Here is an 18,264-nt window from a genome sequence, read left to right on the forward strand (position 1 = left end):
CAATTGCATGACGCGCACCTCGCAGCAAGAATGCCGAGGCATTCTTGAATTATTTTTTTTGGCATACATCTAAAAATTCTTGTACGATAGGAGAAAGTTTCTTTTCTTTTTTCCAGATTAATACAATTTGTGTTATAAGAGTAGGTTCATCAATTTCATAAATTCGAAGTCCTGTACACAATGACTGCATTGATTTGGGGAAAATGGCAGTTGCGAGTCCATCTTTAGCCCAGAGCAAAGCGCTTTTTGCGTCATCGCAGAGACAGAATATTTCAGGATCAAGATTTTTTGCATGAAATGTATCAAGAATTAATCGTTCATATCTGCGATAAAGAATCAATGGAAGTTTTGACAGGTCGTTTAGCTGTATTATTTTTGAAGAAAGCATTTTGCTATTTGAATTTGTAGCAGTATTATTTGTGACAGGGACAGCATTAGAAGATTGGTGATTTGCTGAAAAGTTTGACACAGCAATCATTGGCTCAGAACATAAAGTAAAAGAGTTTACTTTGTTTAACTGAAGCGGGGTACGTGCAACGGAGATATCGATAATTCCATCCATAAGATAACTATATAATGTATAGGTACTTCCGTCCCTTACTTCGAAGTTTACGTCAGGATATTTTTTTGCAAATGTAGAGATAAATGGCATCATTACAGCAGTTGTTGTTGAGGTCATTCCGATACGAAGAACTCGCTTTTTTCCGGCTTTTGTAACTTCAAGCTTTGCAGAATCTGCATAATCAAGCAAATTTCCGGCGCGCTCGTATAAGACTTCGCCGGCATTTGTCAGAATAACTCCTTTGCTTGTCCGCTCAAAAAGTTGTACGCCCAGTTCTTCTTCTAATTGGTGAATCTGATAGCTGAGAGGAGGCTGTGACATATTTAAATGTCTGGCTGCTTCATTAAAGCTATGTGTATCTGCAATTTGTCTAAAGTATTCTAATTGTCTAAGTTCCATAATCCATCTCCATTTCTTGAAAGCTTCCAAAACGTATGTAACACTATGTTATAATGAAGGTATTACAAATGCAATATAAAAAATATATTACAAAGCAATAAAAGGAATATTATGCATATTACTGAATGTGCGTTATAATAGGCATAAATTCGTGAAACAGGAAGAGAGAGGAAAATAGAGACATGAAAAGTTTGGCAGTTTATCTCAAAGAGTACAAAAAAGAAAGTATTCTGGCACCGCTTTTTAAGCTTCTGGAGGTTGTTTTTGACCTTTTAGTTCCGGTAGTTGTGGCACAGATTATTGATGTCGGTGTCGCACAGGATAACCGAAGTTATGTGGCTCAGATGTTTTTTGTATTGATCTTAATGGCGGGAGTCGGACTTGCCTGCAGTTTCACCGCACAGTTTTTTGCTGCGAAGGCAAGCTGTGGATTTGCGGCAAAATTAAGACAGGCAATGTTTGATCATATTCAGTCATTGTCATTTACAGAATTAGATACCATGGGAACTGATACCTTGATCACACGTTTGACAGATGATGTGAATCAGGTTCAGAATGGATTGAATCTGGGTCTGAGACTTCTGCTTCGAAGTCCATTTGTCGTACTTGGCTCCATGGTCATGGCATTTACAATCAATGTAAAATGTGCATGGATATTTGTGATTGCGATTCCGGTATTGTTCGTTGTTGTATTTTCCATTATGCTGGTCAGCATTCCATTATTTAAGAAAGTGCAAAATGGACTGGACCAGGTGACAGGACTGACAAGAGAAAATTTAACAGGTGTCCGTGTGATCCGTGCATTTTGCAGGGAAGAGCAATCTGTAGAAGAATTTGAAGACAGCAGCCGGGAACTGACGAGATTGAATCTTTTTGTCGGAAGGATTTCAGCATTTTTAAATCCAGTGACTTATGTGCTGATTAATATTGCAACAGTTATTTTGATTGACCGCGCTGGTATTCAGGTTAATATGGGAAATATGCAGCAAGGTGAAGTGGTTGCTCTTTACAACTATATGCTTCAGATAATTGTTGAATTGATCAAATTAGCATCACTGATCATTACATTGAACAAATCAATGGCGTGCGCAGACCGTGTGGCAGGAATTTTGGCAGTGAAGTCCAGTATGATATATGTAAACGATGAGATGCGTCAGAAAGAGAAAAAGCAGAATCATACACCTGCAGTTAAATTTGATCATGTCACATTTACTTATGCGGGCGCGGGAGCACCGAGTCTTAAGGATATCAGTTTCCAGGCGATGCCGGGAGAAACGATTGGTATTATCGGAGGAACCGGAAGTGGTAAATCAACACTGGTATCTTTGATCCCAAGATTCTACGATCCGCAGGACGGACAGGTCTATATGGACGGAGAAAATGTTACAGAATACACAAGAAAATCTATCGGTGAGAAAGTCGGAATTGTTCAGCAGAGAAGTGTACTGTTCCAGGGAAGTATCCGTGACAATCTGAAATGGAGTGACGAGAACGCCACAGATGAGGACATCTGGAAAGCAATTGAAATTGCCCAGGCAAAAGAAGTGGTTGAAGGAAAGCCTGGAAAGCTGGATTTCCAGTTGGAGCAGAATGGACGTAATCTGTCTGGTGGACAGAAACAGAGGCTTACCATTGCAAGAGCCTTAGTTAAGAAACCGGAGATATTAATTTTAGATGATAGTGCGAGCGCTCTTGATTTTGCAACAGATGCAGCGCTTCGAAAAGCAATCCATGGTCTGGAAGGCAAGATGACAACATTTCTTGTATCTCAGCGTGTAGCTGGAATTAAGCAGGCAGATAAAATACTTGTTCTTGGAAATGGAGAATTGGCTGGACAGGGAACGCATGAAGAATTGATGAAAAATTGTGAAGTTTACCAGGAAATTTATTATTCACAATTCCCGGAAGAAAAATTAAGAGAAAAAATAAATTATGACGGGAAAGGAGAGGCATAGAAGATGAAGAAGATTTTAAAATTCATTGGAAAATATAAAATATTTCTTGTGCTGAGCGTGTTGCTTGCAACCGTTTCAGTAATATTACAATTATATGTGCCGATCCTGTTCGGAGATGCCATTGATCAGATTGTTGCAGAGCATCAGGTTCAATTTGATGCCATGTGGATATTATTAAGAGAAATTCTTGTATTAGTTGCAATATCAGCGCTGGCAGCATGGATCATGAACATGATCAATAATCATATGACTTATCATATTGTACAGGATATCCGTTCCCAGGCAATCCGTCATATTCAGCGGTTACCCCTGTCTTATCTGGACCGTCACAGTTCTGGAGATATTGTAAGCCGGATCATCGCAGATACAGATATTTTGTCTGATGGAATCTTACTTGGATTTACCCAGTTGTTTTCCGGAATTGTAACGATTGTTGTAACTTTGATTTTTATGTTTTCCAAGAATTTCTGGATCACACTTCTGGTCATTGTGTTGACACCAATGAGTTTCTTAATTGCTAGATTTATTTCTTCCAGATCATTTGAAATGTTTCATAAGCAAAGTGAGACTCGAGGAAATCAGACGGCACTCATTGATGAAATGATTGGAAACCAAAAAGTAGTCAAAGCATTCGGATATGAAGAAAAAGCGTCAGAGCGATTTGCACAGATCAATGCAGATTTACAAAAATACAGTCAGAAAGCAGTTTTCTACAGCAGTCTGACAAACCCGTCTACGCGTTTCGTAAATAATGTTATCTATGCAGGTGTTGCTCTTGTAGGGGCATTTATGATACCAGGCGGAGCTCTGACAGTTGGAGGTCTGTCCGTGTTGTTATCTTATGCGAACCAGTATATGAAACCGTTCAATGACATTAGTTCTGTCATTACAGAGATGCAAAATGCGCTGGCGTGTGCGAACCGTATTTTTGACCTTCTGGAGGAAGAGGAAGAATCCCCAGACGTGGAAGGAACAATCAACGAAGTGAAAGGAAATGTGTCCATCAGCCATGTAGACTTCAGTTATGATAAGAATCACCGCCTGATTGAAGATTTTAATCTGGAAGTAGATCCCGGCATGCGGATTGCCATTGTAGGACCGACCGGCTGTGGGAAAACGACATTTATCAATCTGCTGATGCGCTTTTATGATGTGGATCAAGGAAACATTAAAATTGACGGCAAGTCAATTGACGGACTCAGCCGCCATGCACTTCGCAGTTCCTATGGAATGGTGCTACAGGAGACTTGGATCAAAGATGGAACAGTCCGGGAAAATATCGCATTTGGAAAACCAGATGCCACAGATGAAGACATTATCCGTGCGGCAAAAGAAGCACATAGCTGGGAATTTATCGAGCGTCTTCCAAAAGGATTGGATACAGTGCTTCATGAAGACAGTATCAGCCATGGGCAGAAGCAACTTCTATGTATTACAAGAGTTATGCTCTGCCTGCCGCCAATGCTGATACTTGATGAGGCCACATCAAGTATTGATACAAGAACAGAGCAGCAGATTCAGGAAGCATTTGACAAATTAATGAAGGGACGTACAAGCTTTATCGTAGCACACCGGCTTTCTACAATCCGGAATGCATCCCTTATTCTTGTTATGAAAGACGGAAAAATCATCGAGCAGGGAACACACGAAGAACTGCTGGCACAAGGAGGATTTTATAATAAGTTGTATAACAGTCAGTTCCAGGCTGTGTAATAAAATTTGTTGTTATAATATAGTGAATTATATTTGTGTATGTTGACGCAGATATGGCAAAAAAAGGTGTAGATTGTGTAAAGATTATACAATCGTTCTATGCCATGATGGAAGATATGATAGAGAAAATTTTATTATATCAATAGAAAAAAGTGAAAGAGATGCTAAAGACATCTTGAAAGTGCATGTTAGAAGGCCTGTTGAGGGATAAAATTATAAGAAGTGGGAGGTATATTATGACAAGGCTAGTATTTGAGACGAAGTGTATGAAAGTTGCAGAACTGGGAGAGGAGTCTTCGGTACCGGATCTTTTTGGGGAACTGACAACTCAGAATTCGCTTGTGTTTGATCTGGACGAGGATGATGAGATTTATGAAGGATATGGCAAAGTAAATAGTGCGTTTCCATATCGTCAGCTTAATGGATATACAAGAGAGCTGCATGAGAAAGATGTAAAGACGGCGGTTCTGGAAAACGAGTATTTGAAGGCAGTATTTCTTACGGAATATGGTGGAAGATTGTGGGAGCTGTGGGATAAGAAAACAGGAAAGAATCTTCTTTACACGAATGATGTGCTCAGATTTAGCAACCTTGCTATTAGAAATGCATGGTTTTCCGGAGGTGTCGAGTGGAATCTTGGAATTATCGGTCATAATCCATTGACAACGGAGCCGCTTTATGTAGCAAAGACGCAGACAGATGAAGGTGATCCGGTACTTCGTATGTATGAATATGAACGAATCCGGGGAGTTATCTGGCAGATGGATTTCTGGCTGGAGGAGGCTTGTCCGTATCTGAACTGCAGAATGAGAATTGTTAATGACAGCAATCAGGTTATTCCGATGTACTGGTGGAGTAACATGGCAGTACCGGAGTATGAAGGGGGACGCCTTGTCGTACCGGCAAAGGAAGCATTTACAGCGGTAGGGACGAATGGTTTTAAAGTAGAGATTCCGTTTGTTAATGGAATTGATGTAACAGATTATAAGAAGATTCCGACCAGTATAGATTATTTCTTCCATATTCCGAAAGAAGAACCCAAATATATTGCCAATATTGCGCCAGATGGATATGGACTTTTACAATTTTCAACACCACGATTACAGGGAAGGAAGCTATTTTCATGGGGAAATATTGATGCTTCCGACCGCTGGCAGGAATTTTTGACGGAAGATGCAGGACGTTATGTGGAGATCCAGGCAGGACTTGGAAAGACACAGTATGGCTGTATTCCGATGGCACCACACACTGCATGGGAATGGATGGAACGCTACGGAGCAGTGGATCTTGGTGCAGGTGCATGTGAACAGTCCCATGAATGGCGTTATGAGAAGGTGACAGAGGAACTGAAGGCAAATCAGGAGATTGAGAAACTTAAGAAACGTCTGGAAGAGACAAAAGGACTTGCAAAGAAGCAGGCAAAGCTAGTCCAGGCAGGAAGCGGATATGGAACATTTGCACCAAAAACAAAAAGAACTGGTCATCTGGAATTTGTGAATCAGTCAGAAACATTAAAGAAGTGGAAACATTTCTTTGAGACAGGCATTCTACACATGCCAAATCCAGAAGATGAGCCGGACGAGTTCTGGAATGGAGAGAAATTCCTGACATATCTGGAAGAGAAAACAGTCAGAAAAGATGCACCGAATGCCGCGAACTGGTATGCACATTATCAGCTTGGTATCAGCTATCTAATTGCAGGAAGAAATGAAGATGCAAGAGACGAATTTGCAAGATCTGTTGATCTTACATCCAATGCATGGGCATATCATGGACTGGCGTGTCTGTATCTGAAATCGGATCCTGAGAAGGCAAAACAGTTTATTATGGAAGGAATGGCGCTTCAAAGAGAGAGACTATCTTATCAGAAGGAAGGGTTTAAGATTCTGGAAAAATGTGGGGCTTACAAGGAAATTGATGAAGAATATAAAAAACAGACCGCAGAAAATCAGAAGAACGGACGAATTCAATATTATTATGTGGCAGCACTTGAAAAATTAGAAAGAAATGAAGAGGCGTATCATTTGCTGAATGACGGCGATGGAATGGATGTGTCAGATATCCGGGAAGGTGACAGCGATATCCAGTCAATCTGGGAGAGGCTTCACGAAAAAGTGTACGGGGAAAAAGGGCATTTGCCACACTACTATAATTTTAAAGTGAATTAAAAAAAGTGTCTATAAAAATGGAGGAAATGTTATGAGAGTGTACAGAGCAAAAGATTACAAGGATATGAGCAGAAAAGCAGCCAATATAATTTCTGCGCAGATCATTTTGAAACCAAACAGTGTACTTGGACTGGCAACTGGCTCTACGCCAATAGGAACTTACAGTCAGCTGGTAGACTGGTACAAAAAAGGAGACTTGGATTTTTCAGAGGTGACAAGTGTCAATCTGGACGAATATAAAGGACTGCCGGGAAGCAATGAACAGAGCTATTATTACTTTATGCATCAGCATCTGTTCGATCAGGTGAATATTCAGGAGAGACACACACATTTGCCCAATGGAATGGAACCAGACAGTAAAAAAGAATGTGAACGTTATGAGGAACTGATCAGAAGCCTTGGAGGCGTAGATCTTCAGCTTCTTGGAATGGGACATAATGGACATATTGGATTTAATGAGCCAGAACAGGCATTTGAGACGGGGACACATTGTGTGGACCTTCAGGAGAGTACTATTGAGGCAAATAAAAGATTTTTTGCTTCGGAGGCGGATGTTCCAAGACAGGCATATACCATGGGGATAAAGACAATTATGCAGGCAAAGAAGATTCTTGTTGTAGTAAGTGGGGAAGACAAAGCAGAGATTGTAAAGAAAGCATTTTTCGGACCAGTGATTCCAGGTGTGCCGGCATCAATCCTTCAGATGCATAATGATGTTATTTTGGTGGGAGATGAAGCAGCATTATCTCTGATATAAAGAATCAGGGATAAAATAATCAGATGAAAATCGATAATAGGTCTTAATGGTTTGTGTAATGTAGAATAAATAACAAGATTGTGAAAATATTAATTTATACAATGTGTACAAAAAACAGCCCGTTATTTTGCTGAAAACAGCATTTTAGAGCAGATTGTGCAAATTAATGAAACTTTAGGATAAAGATTATTGTGCAAAATTGTGACATAATGAATCCAACGAGAAAAGAGTAATTGCAAAATTACTAAAAACGATTTACCAAAATGGTATAGGAGGAAAAAGAATGAAAAAGAAAGTAATCAGTGCACTTTTATGTGCGGCAATGGTTGCGACCATGTTAGTTGGATGTGGCGGAAGTTCCAACGATTCCAAGTCATCTGGAGGAGATGGCAAGAAACTTGTATACTGGGCTATGTGGAGTAAAGATGAGCCACAGGCGAAAGTAATCCAGGATGCGATTGCAAAGTATACAGAAGATACAGGTGTAGAAGTAGACGTTCAGTTCAAGGGACGTTCCGGACAGCGTGAAGGTCTTCAGCCTGCACTCGATGCAAAGCAGACCATCGACCTGTTCGATGAAGATGTAAACCGTGTAAACGGATCTTGGGGAAAATATCTGTTAGATCTCGAGGATGTGGCAAAAGATTACGAGTCAGAGCACGGAAACGAGACATTATTCAAAATTGCACGTGCAGCATATGAGGATGGAACACTTCATTCAATCCCATATCAGCCATCAATCTTCGGATTCTTTTACAATAAGACATTATTTGATAAAGCTGGTATCAAAGAAGTTCCTACAACATGGGATGAGTTAGATGCAGTATGCGCTAAATTAAAAGACGCTGGTATTACACCAATCACAGCAGACGATGCTTATATGACATCATTTATCGGATATCATCTTGCAAGATATATTGGACAGGATGGAGTAAAATCTCTTGTAACCGGAGAAGAAGTAAATGGTCAGAACGTAACATGGGATGATGAGAGAGTTCTTGCAGCAGCTCAGAGCTTTGCAGATTTCGCTAAAAAAGGTTACTTCTCAAAGAACATTGCGACAAATGTATATCCGGCAGGACAGAATCAGGAATTTGCTCCTGGAGATGCAGCAATCGTTATCTGCGGATCATGGCTTCCAAATGAAGCAAAAGCTTCTGTAGCTGAGGATCTTGAGTGGGGATATTTCAACTATCCATCAGTTCCGAACGGAACAGATGACAATACAGCTAACAACATTGCTAATCAGGTATTTGCAATTAATAAAGATTCCAAGATGGCTGACGAAGCATTTGAGCTGATTACTTATATCACAACAGGTGATTATGACAAAGAGATGACAAAAGAAGCTCTTTGTATCCCAACTGACAAAGCAAATTCTGATGCATGGCCAACAGAGCTTGCAGAAGTAAAAGCTGGATTTGATGCAACAACAACATACTATGACTGGGCAGCAGGCGCAGAGAGCAACAATGACCTGACTGGTACATTAAAGACAAGCGCACTTGAGCTCGCAGCTGGTAAATTAGATGCAGCAGGATTCATTTCTGCAATGAAAAAAGCAGCAGGAAAATAAGTCATTTGAGATAATCAAATAAGATGCATATTATAATATGGTGGCGGGGCGGTTATGGCATCGCCGCCATATTTCTTTTAAGAAAACGGTCGCAGGACATCTGAAAAAAGAATGAGGCAGATGGCTGAGATTATGCGAGAAGGAGGAAATGAGATGAAAAATAATAAGAAAATGATCGTAGGCTTCCTGGCGCCGGCAGTTATCATCTTCCTCATTGTTTTTTTATACCCGATCGTCCGGACGATTATGATGAGTTTCTTCAAAATTGATTCCGTTACAGACACAACAGATTTGTGGACATTTGTAGGTATACAGAACTATGAGAAATTATTTGCAACTGCAATTTTTAGAAAGTCTATGCTGAACCTGTTTAAAATCTGGGCAATCGGTGGAGCAATTGTACTTTCTGTTTCTCTGCTGTTTGGAGTTATCCTGACAAGTGGAATCCGTGGTAAGAAATTCTTTCGTGCGGTAATCTATCTTCCGAACCTTGTAAGTGCGGTAGCTCTTGCAACTATGTGGTTACAGTATGTATATAGTTCTAAGTTCGGATTACTAAAATCTATTCTTGATGCGGTCGGTATGCATAAACTGGCAGAGACAGCATGGCTGGATACAGGTCACAAATTCGGAGCATTGTTATTTGCATATTGCTTTGGAATGATTGGATATCACATGCTGATCTGGATGAGTGGAATTGAGAGAATCAGTCCGGAGCTATATGAAGCGGCAACCATTGATGGTGCCAACAGGCCACAGCAATTCCAGCATATGACACTTCCTTTATTAAAAGGAGTATTTAAGACGAACATTACGATGTGGTCAGTAAGTACAGCGGCATTCTTTGTGTGGTCTCAGATGTTCTCAACCGTAACAGCAGATGAGGCAACTATTGTCCCGGTACAGTACATGTACATGCAGACATTTGGAGCCGGAAATGCAGTTACAGAAAGAAATGCAGGATATGGAGCAGCGATCGGTATTATCTTGTGCATCTGTATTGTAGTTATTTTTACAATCTGTAATAAACTGATTAAAGAGGATGACTTAGAATTTTAGAAAGGAGGAGACGCAAGATGGAAAAAGAGAAAAAAATAAAAGCGAAAAAGAAAATTGACTGGAAACATGAAATGGCGCTCGCTCCTGGATATATTATAGTAATTTTATGGGTGGCATTTACATTCATGTTACTTGGATGGATCATAGCAGCCAGTCTTTCTACTACAACAGATATCTTTGCAGGAAAAGCATTGAAATTCCCGTCGGGACTACACTTTGAAAATTATGTGCAGGCATGGGGAAGTGGCGGAGTTGCAACATTCTTTACAAACTCCCTCCTTTATGCAGTAGTATCTTGTGTATTGCTGATCCTGATCTGTGCGCCGGCAGCATATGTCCTTGCGAGATATACATTTATCGGGAATAAAATTATCCAGACAAGTTTAGTGTCTGCGATGGGTATTCCAATCACGATGATCGTTCTTCCATTGTTTGGAGTTGTAGCAAATCTTGGAATTCTGAATAATGTTGCAGCAAGTAAGGTAACTTTGATTTTCTTGTATGTTGGAATTAATATTCCATATACAACGATTTTCTTACTTACTTTCTTTGCAAATATTTCCAGTACATATGAAGAGGCAGCAGCTCTTGATGGATGTCCTCCGGCAAAAGCTTTCTGGAAGATTATGTTCCCGATGGCTCAGTCCGGACTGGTAACAGTGACAATATTCAATTTCATTAATATCTGGAATGAGTATTTCCTGTCACTGATTTTTGCAAACAACGATGCATTACGTCCGGTAGCCGTAGGACTTTATGGAATGTTGCAGTCCATGCAGTACACCGGAAACTGGGCTGGAATGTTCGCAGCAGTAATTATTGTATTTGCACCGACATTTATCCTGTATCTGTTCCTGTCAGAGAAATTGATCGGAGGAATTACCGGAGGAATTAAAGGTTAGAGACATAAAAAGAATATTATATAAGGCAAGGAATCTGTTTCCGAATCCAGCTATCAAAAATTAACTGATGATTCGCACACAGATTCCTTTGCTTTTTAGTAATGTTCTGTTTTATTTTCCACTAATTTTCCTCAAACTTCCCTTCTGACATTGCCTTGATTGAAGATGCATATTCAGACGGTGTCATTCCAGTTTCTTTTTTGAATTGTCTTGAGAAGTAATGAATGGAGGTATATCCAAGGTAATCGGAAATCTGTGTAAAATTCATATGTCTGGAGCGGATCAGTTCTTTTGCAGAGTTGATCTTCAGCTTCGAAAAATAGTCGATGATGCCAAGTCCACATTGATTTTTGAATATCTTCTGCAGTCGTGATCTGCCGACCAGGTTGTCCTTGCAGATTTGTTCAATAGTGACATGAGAACGAATATGTTCTTTCATGTATTCGGTGACCAGACTGTAGACTTCAATGTCATTTTTGGATTTTGTTGATTTGGTTGCAGGCATAGTGACTTTTGGACGGACAACGCTGGTGTAAGAGGCTGAGTAACGTCTTGCAAGGTGGATTAAAAACTGTTCTATTAGCAGACGGATCATTTGCTGTGAGCCGAAGATGTCAGGTGGCTGTTTAAGCGGCATATTCTGAAGATATGGATCATCCAGCCGGCATTGGAAGGTATGTCTGGCTTCAAAAATAATGCTTGCCAGAAGATTGCGTTCTACGTCATCCATCTTCAAAATTTTTTTGCGAAAATAATATATAGCATTATCATCACATTGAAAAGAGATAACAATCAGATTCGGTGCGATCGTTCCAGTAGCTGTAACATTATGAAATTCATTAGGTTCATGAAAAGCAATTTCACCTTTGTGAAGAATAAACTTCTTATCACCGCCGGTCACTTCAACTTCTCCTTTATCTACACAGATAAATTCCCAAAAATTGTGGCTTTCCCCTTCGAATGAAAAATCGCTCATGTATTCAAAATAATGAATACTGTATATTTTACCGATGTTGATTACATTCTCCGGTAAAAATCCATTGTATGCCATGTTAAAGTCTCCTTTGCGCAATTGTATTTTTTGTACAAATGTTATAAATAATTATAACGTATATATTAAAAATTGCAAGAAATAGAAGCAGATAATATAAATTATGAGTGAAATATGATAAAGATTTTTGTACAAATTTATACTACAATAATCAAGTGATAAAAGATGTCAATAATAAGTAGAAGGATTTTTGAATAAAACCGGGAGGAAGTATTATGACACAGGCAGTCAGAACGCAGAAAGCAGAAGCAATTGCACATTTTCAATATGAAGGAAGATTGATCCAGGATATACCATTTGGAAATGGACACATTAATGATACATATTTGCTGACATTTGAAGTAAAACGCATGGGGATTTTGAAGGTCATTCTTCAAAAAATGAATAAAAATGTATTCAAGAACCCTGTAGAGCTTATGGAGAATATTCTTGGAGTGACTTCCTATCTTCGCGAAAAAATTATAAAAAAAGGAGGGGATCCAGACAGAGAAACGTTGAATGTAATTCCGGCATTGGATGGAAAACCATATTATCAGGATTCGTTTGGAGATTACTGGAGATCCTATATTTTTATTACAGATGCGAGCAGTTATGATCAGGTAGAGAATCCGGATCAGTTCTATCAGGCAGCAATGGCATTTGGAAATTTCCAGAATCTTTTGGCAGACTATCCGGCCGATACATTGTTTGAGACAATTGAAGGATTTCACGACACGAAGGCAAGATTTGAGGTTTTTAAAAGAGCGGTAGAAACAAATATTAAGAGCCGTGCGGCTGGTGTTAAGAAAGAAATTCAGTTTGTGTTGGACCATGAAGATGTAGCATGCTGTTTTTCAAACCTTCAGGCAAAGGGAGAGATTCCGCTTCGTGTTACACACAATGATACAAAGCTTAACAATATTATGATTGACAATAAGACAGGCAAGGCAATCTGCGTGATAGATCTGGATACTGTTATGCCGGGACTTGCTGTGAATGATTTCGGTGACGCCATTCGTTTCGGGGCAAGTACAGGTGCAGAAGATGAAAAAGATCTGTCTAAGGTTGAATGCAGTATGGAGCTTTTTGATTTGTTTACAAAAGGATTCATTGAAGGCTGTAATGGCAAGCTGACAAAACGGGAGATGGAACTTTTGCCGATGGGAGCAAAGGTCATGACATTTGAATGTGGTATGCGTTTCCTGACAGATTATCTGCAGGGAGATACATACTTCAAGATCCATCGAGAGGAACATAATCTGGATCGGTGCAGAACACAGTTCAAGCTGGTCAGCGATATGGAGAAAAAGTGGGGCCAAATGCATGAAATCGTGAAAAAATATATGTAAACCCCTGAATATACAATAAGAGAGAGCCAGAACATAGATTTCCAAAGTGAAATATGCTAATATTTCTTTTAAGTTCAGATTTGACGTATGTGAAGTTACTACTTGTAGAAGTGGGGATTTTCATACAAATACGAAAACGAAAGAAAAGGAGAAGTATATGTACTCAGGATATGAATTAATCTGGCTCTTTTTTTGTACCAGTTTTTTTGGCTGGCTATTGGAGACTGTATCAGCAGCAACACATAGCTGGCAGAAAACTATGGATCAAAAGTTTGATGATGTCCGGCTTAAGAAAATATATCCGAATGCATTGAAAGTAGAATAAAATTCTAAAATATTTTTGAAATTCATAAAATAAGCGACAGAAACAAATTTTTGATGCATTTCATGAAGAAAAGGAGTATAATAATTTCCAAATGAACTGAAATGGAACAAAGGAGTAATCTGTGATGAACTTTTTAGAGGAAAGAATTGTAAAAGATGGAATCGTAAAAGAGGGAAATGTTTTAAAGGTGGACAGTTTCCTGAATCATCAGATGGATATAGAATTATTTGATCAGATGGGTGCTGAATTCAAAAAAAGATTTGCGGACAGACCAATCAATAAGATTCTTACAATTGAGGCATCTGGAATCGGAATCGCCTGTGTTGTAGCACAGCATTTCGGAGTTCCGGTCGTATTTGCAAAAAAATCAAAAAGTATCAACATCGAGGGAGAGATGTACACTGCAGAAGTTGAGTCATTTACCCACAAATGCAAGAACCAGGTAATCGTTGCGAAGAAGTTCTTAAGTGAGGAAGATCACGTACTGATCATTGACGATTTCCTTGCAAATGGCTGTGCACTTCAGGGACTGATCCAGATTGTAAAGTCTGCAGGTGGAACAGTAGAAGGAATCGGAATCGCAATTGAGAAAGGTTTCCAGAGTGGGGGAACAGTGATTCGTAATCTTGGATACCGTCTGGAGTCACTGGCAATTGTGGATGGCATGGATGCCTCCACAGGAGAGATTACATTCAGAGAGCAGTAAGAAACAGGAATAAAAAAGAACCAACACTTTTGAAAGTGCTGGTTCTTTTTTGAAAGGGTTTGAACATTTTATCTATGTAAATTTTAATTGTTGTTGGGCGAAGTCCGGTAATCATACCTGATTGTGAGCAGTAAGCCGACATTTTGGAGGGCATAGTGTACATTTGCCATGTCTGGCTTTTCTGCAAGTACGACTACCGTCTTCTTCAATTGATAAGTCCATTATAATGGAGAATTGTGAATGCCTTGTGTCAGAAAATGGAAATGTTTCTAAAATTTCTTAAGAAAATCTGATGAAAATATAGAAATAGCTTAATTCTTTTGCATATCTTTCAAAATAAGGAGATATAATACGGTGTATTGACAATGCGTTGCAATATACCATTATAGAAAGTTGGGTGAAACTTATGGCAAATGTATCAATCAGAATGGACGATGCTTTAAAAAAGCAGGCAGAAGAGTTATTTAATGATTTAGGAATGAATTTAACAACAGCATTTACAATATTTGTAAAACAGGCAATCAGAGAACAAGGAATACCATTTGAAATTACAAAAGAAACGCCGAACAGTGAAACGCTTTCAGCATTAAGAGAAGTAGAAGAAATGAAGAAGAATCCATCTCTTGGGAAGTCTTATACAGATGTGGATAAAATGATGGAGCATTTACTTTCATGAAATACACACTAAAGCCGACCAGTAAGTTTCAGAAAGATTTAAAACGTATTCAAAAAAGAGGAGCCTTCCGGTTGTTTTGCCGGAAGGATTTTTACGGATAAAAAGCAGAAAGCTAATATAATACTTTCTGCTAAAAACGCAGCGAGAGGGATTTGAACCCCCGGAACCTTGCGGTTCTTCTGCTTTCGAGGCAGATGCCATCAGCCAACTCGACCATCGCTGCATGACGCCATTATAACATAGAGAAAAACAATTTGCAAAATTTTTTATACATTTGAGAAAATAAAAGTATGCATATCCATCTTTGATTAACGGCGACACTTGCCTAATTTTTTCAGAGTGTCAGGACTCTATTTTTTTATCAACATATACAAATATTTTTCATAGTTTGTTCCGTCTGGATAAGGTACATTTTCTTCGGCGGAATCTTTGATTGCCTGTTCTAAAAATGTTCCGGATAACTGGATCAGTTCTGGAATACCATCGCCACGACACTTTCCGGCTGCAATGCAGGAAGCGAAGAGGTCTCCGGTTCCGGAATAACTGCCTCCGACATGTGGAAATGCAAATAATTTTCGAGTGTCTTTGGAAACGTACAGATTTCCCATCATTTTCTGCCCATGTTCATTCTTACAATGAATGCCGGTTACAATAATCTCTTTTTCTTTTTTGGAAGTCTGCCTGCTATCCAATGTATTTGAATTATCAGAATCCGGTGGCAGAAGTGTGGAGGCTAATTCACCAATCACATCGATGAGAATACGAGTATCTGCAATATCTATGATTGCATCGTAATCTGCATCAGTCAGAAGGCAGAGCTCTGTCAGATTAGGAGTGATAATATCCGCTTCCCCGACCAGCGCATTCATTTTTTCCAGTAACTTCGGTGTAAACATATCGTACTTTATACCATCATCTCCCATGACCGGATCCACGAGAAGAAATGTATCTGATGTATAAAATGTATCTATGAAATGGAATATCTGATCAATTTGTGCTTCGCTTGCGACGAATCCGGTGTAGATACCGTCGAAATGCTGTCCCATTTTCTGCCATTCCTGGCGGTAAATATCCATTTTATCTGTATAGTCATCGAGGTAATAGTGCGGATATCCGGTCTGCGCGGTTAAAATTGCGGTTGGAAGCGGACAGGCTTGAATTCCCATGGCTGAGATGACGGAAATTGCGGCTGTCAGTGAGCAACGGCCAAATCCGGATAAATCATTTATTACAGCAATCTTTTTAGTCATAGTGTTTCTTCCTTTTTCATGTTGCGTTAAAATAATAGTTTTAATAATCCAGATATTTATAGTAGCATAATATTTTCCTCTTTACAAATACATTCGAAAATGGTAAGCTTATTTCATTGCTTTAGCACGCTACCATGTTAGCGAGGTAGCATGATGATATGATTTAATCTGAAAGGACATAAAGGAATGGGAAAAAAGATTGCATTTATAGGAAGCAGTGGTGGAAATCTATATAAACAAGGTGGGAACAATCTGCCGGCAATGATGAAAGAAATATGCGGACAGACAAAGGCAGCAGACATGGAGATCACATTTGTACAGTATGTACTGGCATCTGGCAGTCTGGATAATGTGGGACCGGACAGTCCGGCAACTTTATATACATGGAATGGAACAGAAGTACAGGCAGTATTTCAGGGGACTTTAACAGAGGTTAATGTAGAAGCTGCGAAGGTGGACGCAAAACTTGCGAAGAAGATTGATGACGGTGAAATTGACGGTGTAATGTTTGTCAGTGCCAGTCCGGACGGGGCTAACAGACAGGCAATGGAAGCCTGCGCAAGAACGAAGATTCCGATGGCCGGAACGGGCGGAAGTGGTGTCGCGCTCACGCAGAACATGGGATGTAATGTTCTGTCAGCATCTGGAACAACAGGAACAACGAATCGTACAAGAGCCGTTGCATTTACGACAGCACTTGCAAAATACTGGAAAATTAAATATATGCCAGTCATTGGTAATACAGGGGAAAATGCAGCATCAAAAGCAGAAGGAAATATATGGAAGCGCATTAATTTCCGCGGAATTATGATGACAAGTCTTCCGGCATTTATTGCCATGGCACTTTGTCTGGCGTGCAGCAAGATTCCAGGATGTGGAAGTCTGTCAGATGTATTTGATACACTTGTAAATTCAATTCCAATCGTTATTTGTGCAATTGCAGCTAAGCAGGTTTCCGGTCTTGATGAAGTGGGAGTTGTTGCAGGTATTGTAGCCGGCATTCTGGCAGTGGATGGAGGAATCCTGGGAGGACTGATCATCGGAATCCTGGCAGGTGTGCTTGCTTACTATATCAGTGTGTTCTGTTTCCGTCACAATGTGCCGGGTACGACAGTTAATATTGCTTCGGGAGGTCTTGGTGGACTGGCAGCTGGATTGGTGGGAAAATTCCTTATTGCACCTGTAGCATTATGGATTGGAAATGGTATCTGTTCTCTGATCAACATGTGTATTGATTACAATGCCCTCCTTGCAGGGGCGGTAGCAGGACTTCTGATCTGGCCGGCAATTATTGGAGGTGTTTACCATGCGGCAATTCTTCCGATTGTACTATTGGAAATGGAAGAAATGGGATTTAGTTTCCTTGGAGCTATTGATATGACAGGACTTGTCATGGTATCTGCAGGAATCACACTTGCCAATATTATTCTGCCGAAGCAGAAAGGTGAGGCGGCTGTAGCACTTCCAGGCTGCATTATCAATATCTGTTTTGGAACATTTGTGGAGGCATCTTATCCATTCATGTTCTCAAACAAGATTGTCTTTGCCGGAGCGCTGGCAAGTGCAACTGTAGGTGGAGCAATCGTAGGACTGTTCAATGTAAAAGGAACCGCTTATGTGCCGGCAGTGCTTGCTCCGTTTATGGCAAATGAAGGAAAAGGCCCGGCATTTGCAGTGGCTATGATTGCTGCAATGGGATGTGCATTTGCAATCACGATGGCGGCAAATGTGCTGGAGAGAAAAAAGAGTGGAAAAATTCCAGTGAAAAAAGTTTGAAAAAGTTGAAAAAACTTGTTGACAACCAGGGGGACCTACGCTATAATAGATTTTGCTGTGA

15 protein-coding genes and 1 tRNA gene are annotated in these 18,264 nt (G+C 39.8%); 12 read left to right on the forward strand and 4 right to left on the reverse strand.

The window, feature by feature from the left end; translation table 11 throughout:
- Positions 1 to 49: 49 nt before the first annotated feature.
- Complete coding sequence (locus LI164_RS01130) at positions 50 to 961, reverse strand: LysR family transcriptional regulator (RefSeq protein WP_029730788.1); 912 nt, start codon at positions 959 to 961, stop codon at positions 50 to 52.
- A 182-nt stretch (positions 962 to 1,143) separates the two neighbouring features.
- Here LI164_RS01130 and LI164_RS01135 point away from each other — a divergent pair, with 182 nt between their 5' ends.
- From LI164_RS01135 to LI164_RS01165, 7 genes are all read left to right on the forward strand, one after another.
- Entirely contained in the window at positions 1,144 to 2,916 is a 1,773-nt protein-coding gene (locus tag LI164_RS01135) for an ABC transporter ATP-binding protein (RefSeq protein ID WP_227086617.1), read from the forward strand.
- 3 nt (positions 2,917 to 2,919) lie between these two features.
- Positions 2,920 to 4,629 (forward strand): ABC transporter ATP-binding protein, encoded by a 1,710-nt coding sequence (locus LI164_RS01140; RefSeq protein ID WP_227086618.1) that lies wholly within the window; start codon positions 2,920 to 2,922, stop codon positions 4,627 to 4,629.
- A 236-nt stretch (positions 4,630 to 4,865) separates the two neighbouring features.
- A complete protein-coding gene (locus LI164_RS01145) occupies positions 4,866 to 6,797 on the forward strand; it encodes a DUF5107 domain-containing protein (protein ID WP_227086619.1) in 1,932 nt (643 codons plus the stop codon).
- A gap of 31 nt (positions 6,798 to 6,828) precedes the next feature.
- Positions 6,829 to 7,554 (forward strand): glucosamine-6-phosphate deaminase, encoded by a 726-nt coding sequence (nagB, locus tag LI164_RS01150; RefSeq protein ID WP_005336862.1) that lies wholly within the window; start codon positions 6,829 to 6,831, stop codon positions 7,552 to 7,554.
- Between the two features lie 283 nt (positions 7,555 to 7,837).
- The gene (locus LI164_RS01155) at positions 7,838 to 9,130 is read left to right on the forward strand and encodes an ABC transporter substrate-binding protein (protein WP_117658667.1); all 1,293 of its coding nucleotides are present in this window, start codon (positions 7,838 to 7,840) and stop codon (positions 9,128 to 9,130) included.
- Between the two features lie 153 nt (positions 9,131 to 9,283).
- Complete coding sequence (locus LI164_RS01160) at positions 9,284 to 10,189, forward strand: carbohydrate ABC transporter permease (protein ID WP_022279409.1); 906 nt, start codon at positions 9,284 to 9,286, stop codon at positions 10,187 to 10,189.
- Positions 10,190 to 10,206: 17 nt separating this feature from the next.
- Positions 10,207 to 11,091, forward strand: coding sequence for a carbohydrate ABC transporter permease (locus LI164_RS01165; protein WP_227086620.1), 885 nt, complete (start codon positions 10,207 to 10,209; stop codon positions 11,089 to 11,091).
- Positions 11,092 to 11,212: 121 nt separating this feature from the next.
- Here LI164_RS01165 and LI164_RS01170 read toward each other — a convergent pair whose 3' ends face one another.
- Positions 11,213 to 12,142 carry an AraC family transcriptional regulator gene (locus LI164_RS01170; protein ID WP_227086621.1) on the reverse strand — a complete coding sequence of 310 codons (930 nt, stop codon included), beginning with the start codon at positions 12,140 to 12,142 and terminating at the stop codon, positions 11,213 to 11,215.
- 215 nt (positions 12,143 to 12,357) lie between these two features.
- Here LI164_RS01170 and LI164_RS01175 point away from each other — a divergent pair, with 215 nt between their 5' ends.
- From LI164_RS01175 to LI164_RS01190, 4 genes are all read left to right on the forward strand, one after another.
- A complete protein-coding gene (locus LI164_RS01175; protein ID WP_227086622.1) occupies positions 12,358 to 13,470 on the forward strand; it encodes a phosphotransferase enzyme family protein in 1,113 nt (370 codons plus the stop codon).
- A gap of 157 nt (positions 13,471 to 13,627) precedes the next feature.
- The gene (locus LI164_RS01180; RefSeq protein ID WP_227086623.1) at positions 13,628 to 13,795 is read left to right on the forward strand and encodes a hypothetical protein; all 168 of its coding nucleotides are present in this window, start codon (positions 13,628 to 13,630) and stop codon (positions 13,793 to 13,795) included.
- 124 nt (positions 13,796 to 13,919) lie between these two features.
- Complete coding sequence (locus LI164_RS01185; RefSeq protein WP_227086624.1) at positions 13,920 to 14,501, forward strand: xanthine phosphoribosyltransferase; 582 nt, start codon at positions 13,920 to 13,922, stop codon at positions 14,499 to 14,501.
- 406 nt (positions 14,502 to 14,907) lie between these two features.
- Positions 14,908 to 15,177 (forward strand): type II toxin-antitoxin system RelB/DinJ family antitoxin, encoded by a 270-nt coding sequence (locus LI164_RS01190; RefSeq protein WP_005336875.1) that lies wholly within the window; start codon positions 14,908 to 14,910, stop codon positions 15,175 to 15,177.
- Positions 15,178 to 15,314: 137 nt separating this feature from the next.
- Here the strand turns inward: LI164_RS01190 and LI164_RS01195 are convergent.
- Both LI164_RS01195 and LI164_RS01200 read right to left on the reverse strand, forming a co-directional pair.
- Positions 15,315 to 15,400, reverse strand: a tRNA-Ser gene (locus tag LI164_RS01195).
- Positions 15,401 to 15,527: 127 nt separating this feature from the next.
- Positions 15,528 to 16,427, reverse strand: a complete 900-nt coding sequence (locus LI164_RS01200; protein WP_022279404.1) for a bifunctional hydroxymethylpyrimidine kinase/phosphomethylpyrimidine kinase — start codon at positions 16,425 to 16,427, stop codon at positions 15,528 to 15,530.
- A 186-nt stretch (positions 16,428 to 16,613) separates the two neighbouring features.
- Between LI164_RS01200 and LI164_RS01205 the strand changes: the two genes are divergently transcribed.
- The gene (locus LI164_RS01205; protein ID WP_117606792.1) at positions 16,614 to 18,203 is read left to right on the forward strand and encodes a PTS sugar transporter; all 1,590 of its coding nucleotides are present in this window, start codon (positions 16,614 to 16,616) and stop codon (positions 18,201 to 18,203) included.
- The last annotated feature ends 61 nt before the right edge of the window (positions 18,204 to 18,264 follow it).

Source organism: Dorea sp. 210702-DFI.3.125, from assembly GCF_020560945.1.
Classification (GTDB): Bacteria; Bacillota; Clostridia; order Lachnospirales; family Lachnospiraceae; genus Dorea; species Dorea formicigenerans.

Coding starts and splice junctions, on each gene's coding strand:
- LI164_RS01160 (WP_022279409.1), top strand. CDS start 9,284: ATGAAAAATAATAAGAAAATGATCGTAGGCTTCCTGGCGCCGGCAGTT.
- LI164_RS01170 (WP_227086621.1), bottom strand. CDS start 12,142: ATGGCATACAATGGATTTTTACCGGAGAATGTAATCAACATCGGTAAA.
- LI164_RS01145 (WP_227086619.1), top strand. CDS start 4,866: ATGACAAGGCTAGTATTTGAGACGAAGTGTATGAAAGTTGCAGAACTG.
- LI164_RS01200 (WP_022279404.1), bottom strand. CDS start 16,427: ATGACTAAAAAGATTGCTGTAATAAATGATTTATCCGGATTTGGCCGT.
- LI164_RS01140 (WP_227086618.1), top strand. CDS start 2,920: ATGAAGAAGATTTTAAAATTCATTGGAAAATATAAAATATTTCTTGTG.
- LI164_RS01180 (WP_227086623.1), top strand. CDS start 13,628: ATGTACTCAGGATATGAATTAATCTGGCTCTTTTTTTGTACCAGTTTT.
- LI164_RS01190 (WP_005336875.1), top strand. CDS start 14,908: ATGGCAAATGTATCAATCAGAATGGACGATGCTTTAAAAAAGCAGGCA.
- LI164_RS01205 (WP_117606792.1), top strand. CDS start 16,614: ATGGGAAAAAAGATTGCATTTATAGGAAGCAGTGGTGGAAATCTATAT.
- LI164_RS01165 (WP_227086620.1), top strand. CDS start 10,207: ATGGAAAAAGAGAAAAAAATAAAAGCGAAAAAGAAAATTGACTGGAAA.
- LI164_RS01175 (WP_227086622.1), top strand. CDS start 12,358: ATGACACAGGCAGTCAGAACGCAGAAAGCAGAAGCAATTGCACATTTT.
- LI164_RS01130 (WP_029730788.1), bottom strand. CDS start 961: ATGGAACTTAGACAATTAGAATACTTTAGACAAATTGCAGATACACAT.
- LI164_RS01155 (WP_117658667.1), top strand. CDS start 7,838: ATGAAAAAGAAAGTAATCAGTGCACTTTTATGTGCGGCAATGGTTGCG.
- nagB (WP_005336862.1), top strand. CDS start 6,829: ATGAGAGTGTACAGAGCAAAAGATTACAAGGATATGAGCAGAAAAGCA.
- LI164_RS01185 (WP_227086624.1), top strand. CDS start 13,920: ATGAACTTTTTAGAGGAAAGAATTGTAAAAGATGGAATCGTAAAAGAG.
- LI164_RS01135 (WP_227086617.1), top strand. CDS start 1,144: ATGAAAAGTTTGGCAGTTTATCTCAAAGAGTACAAAAAAGAAAGTATT.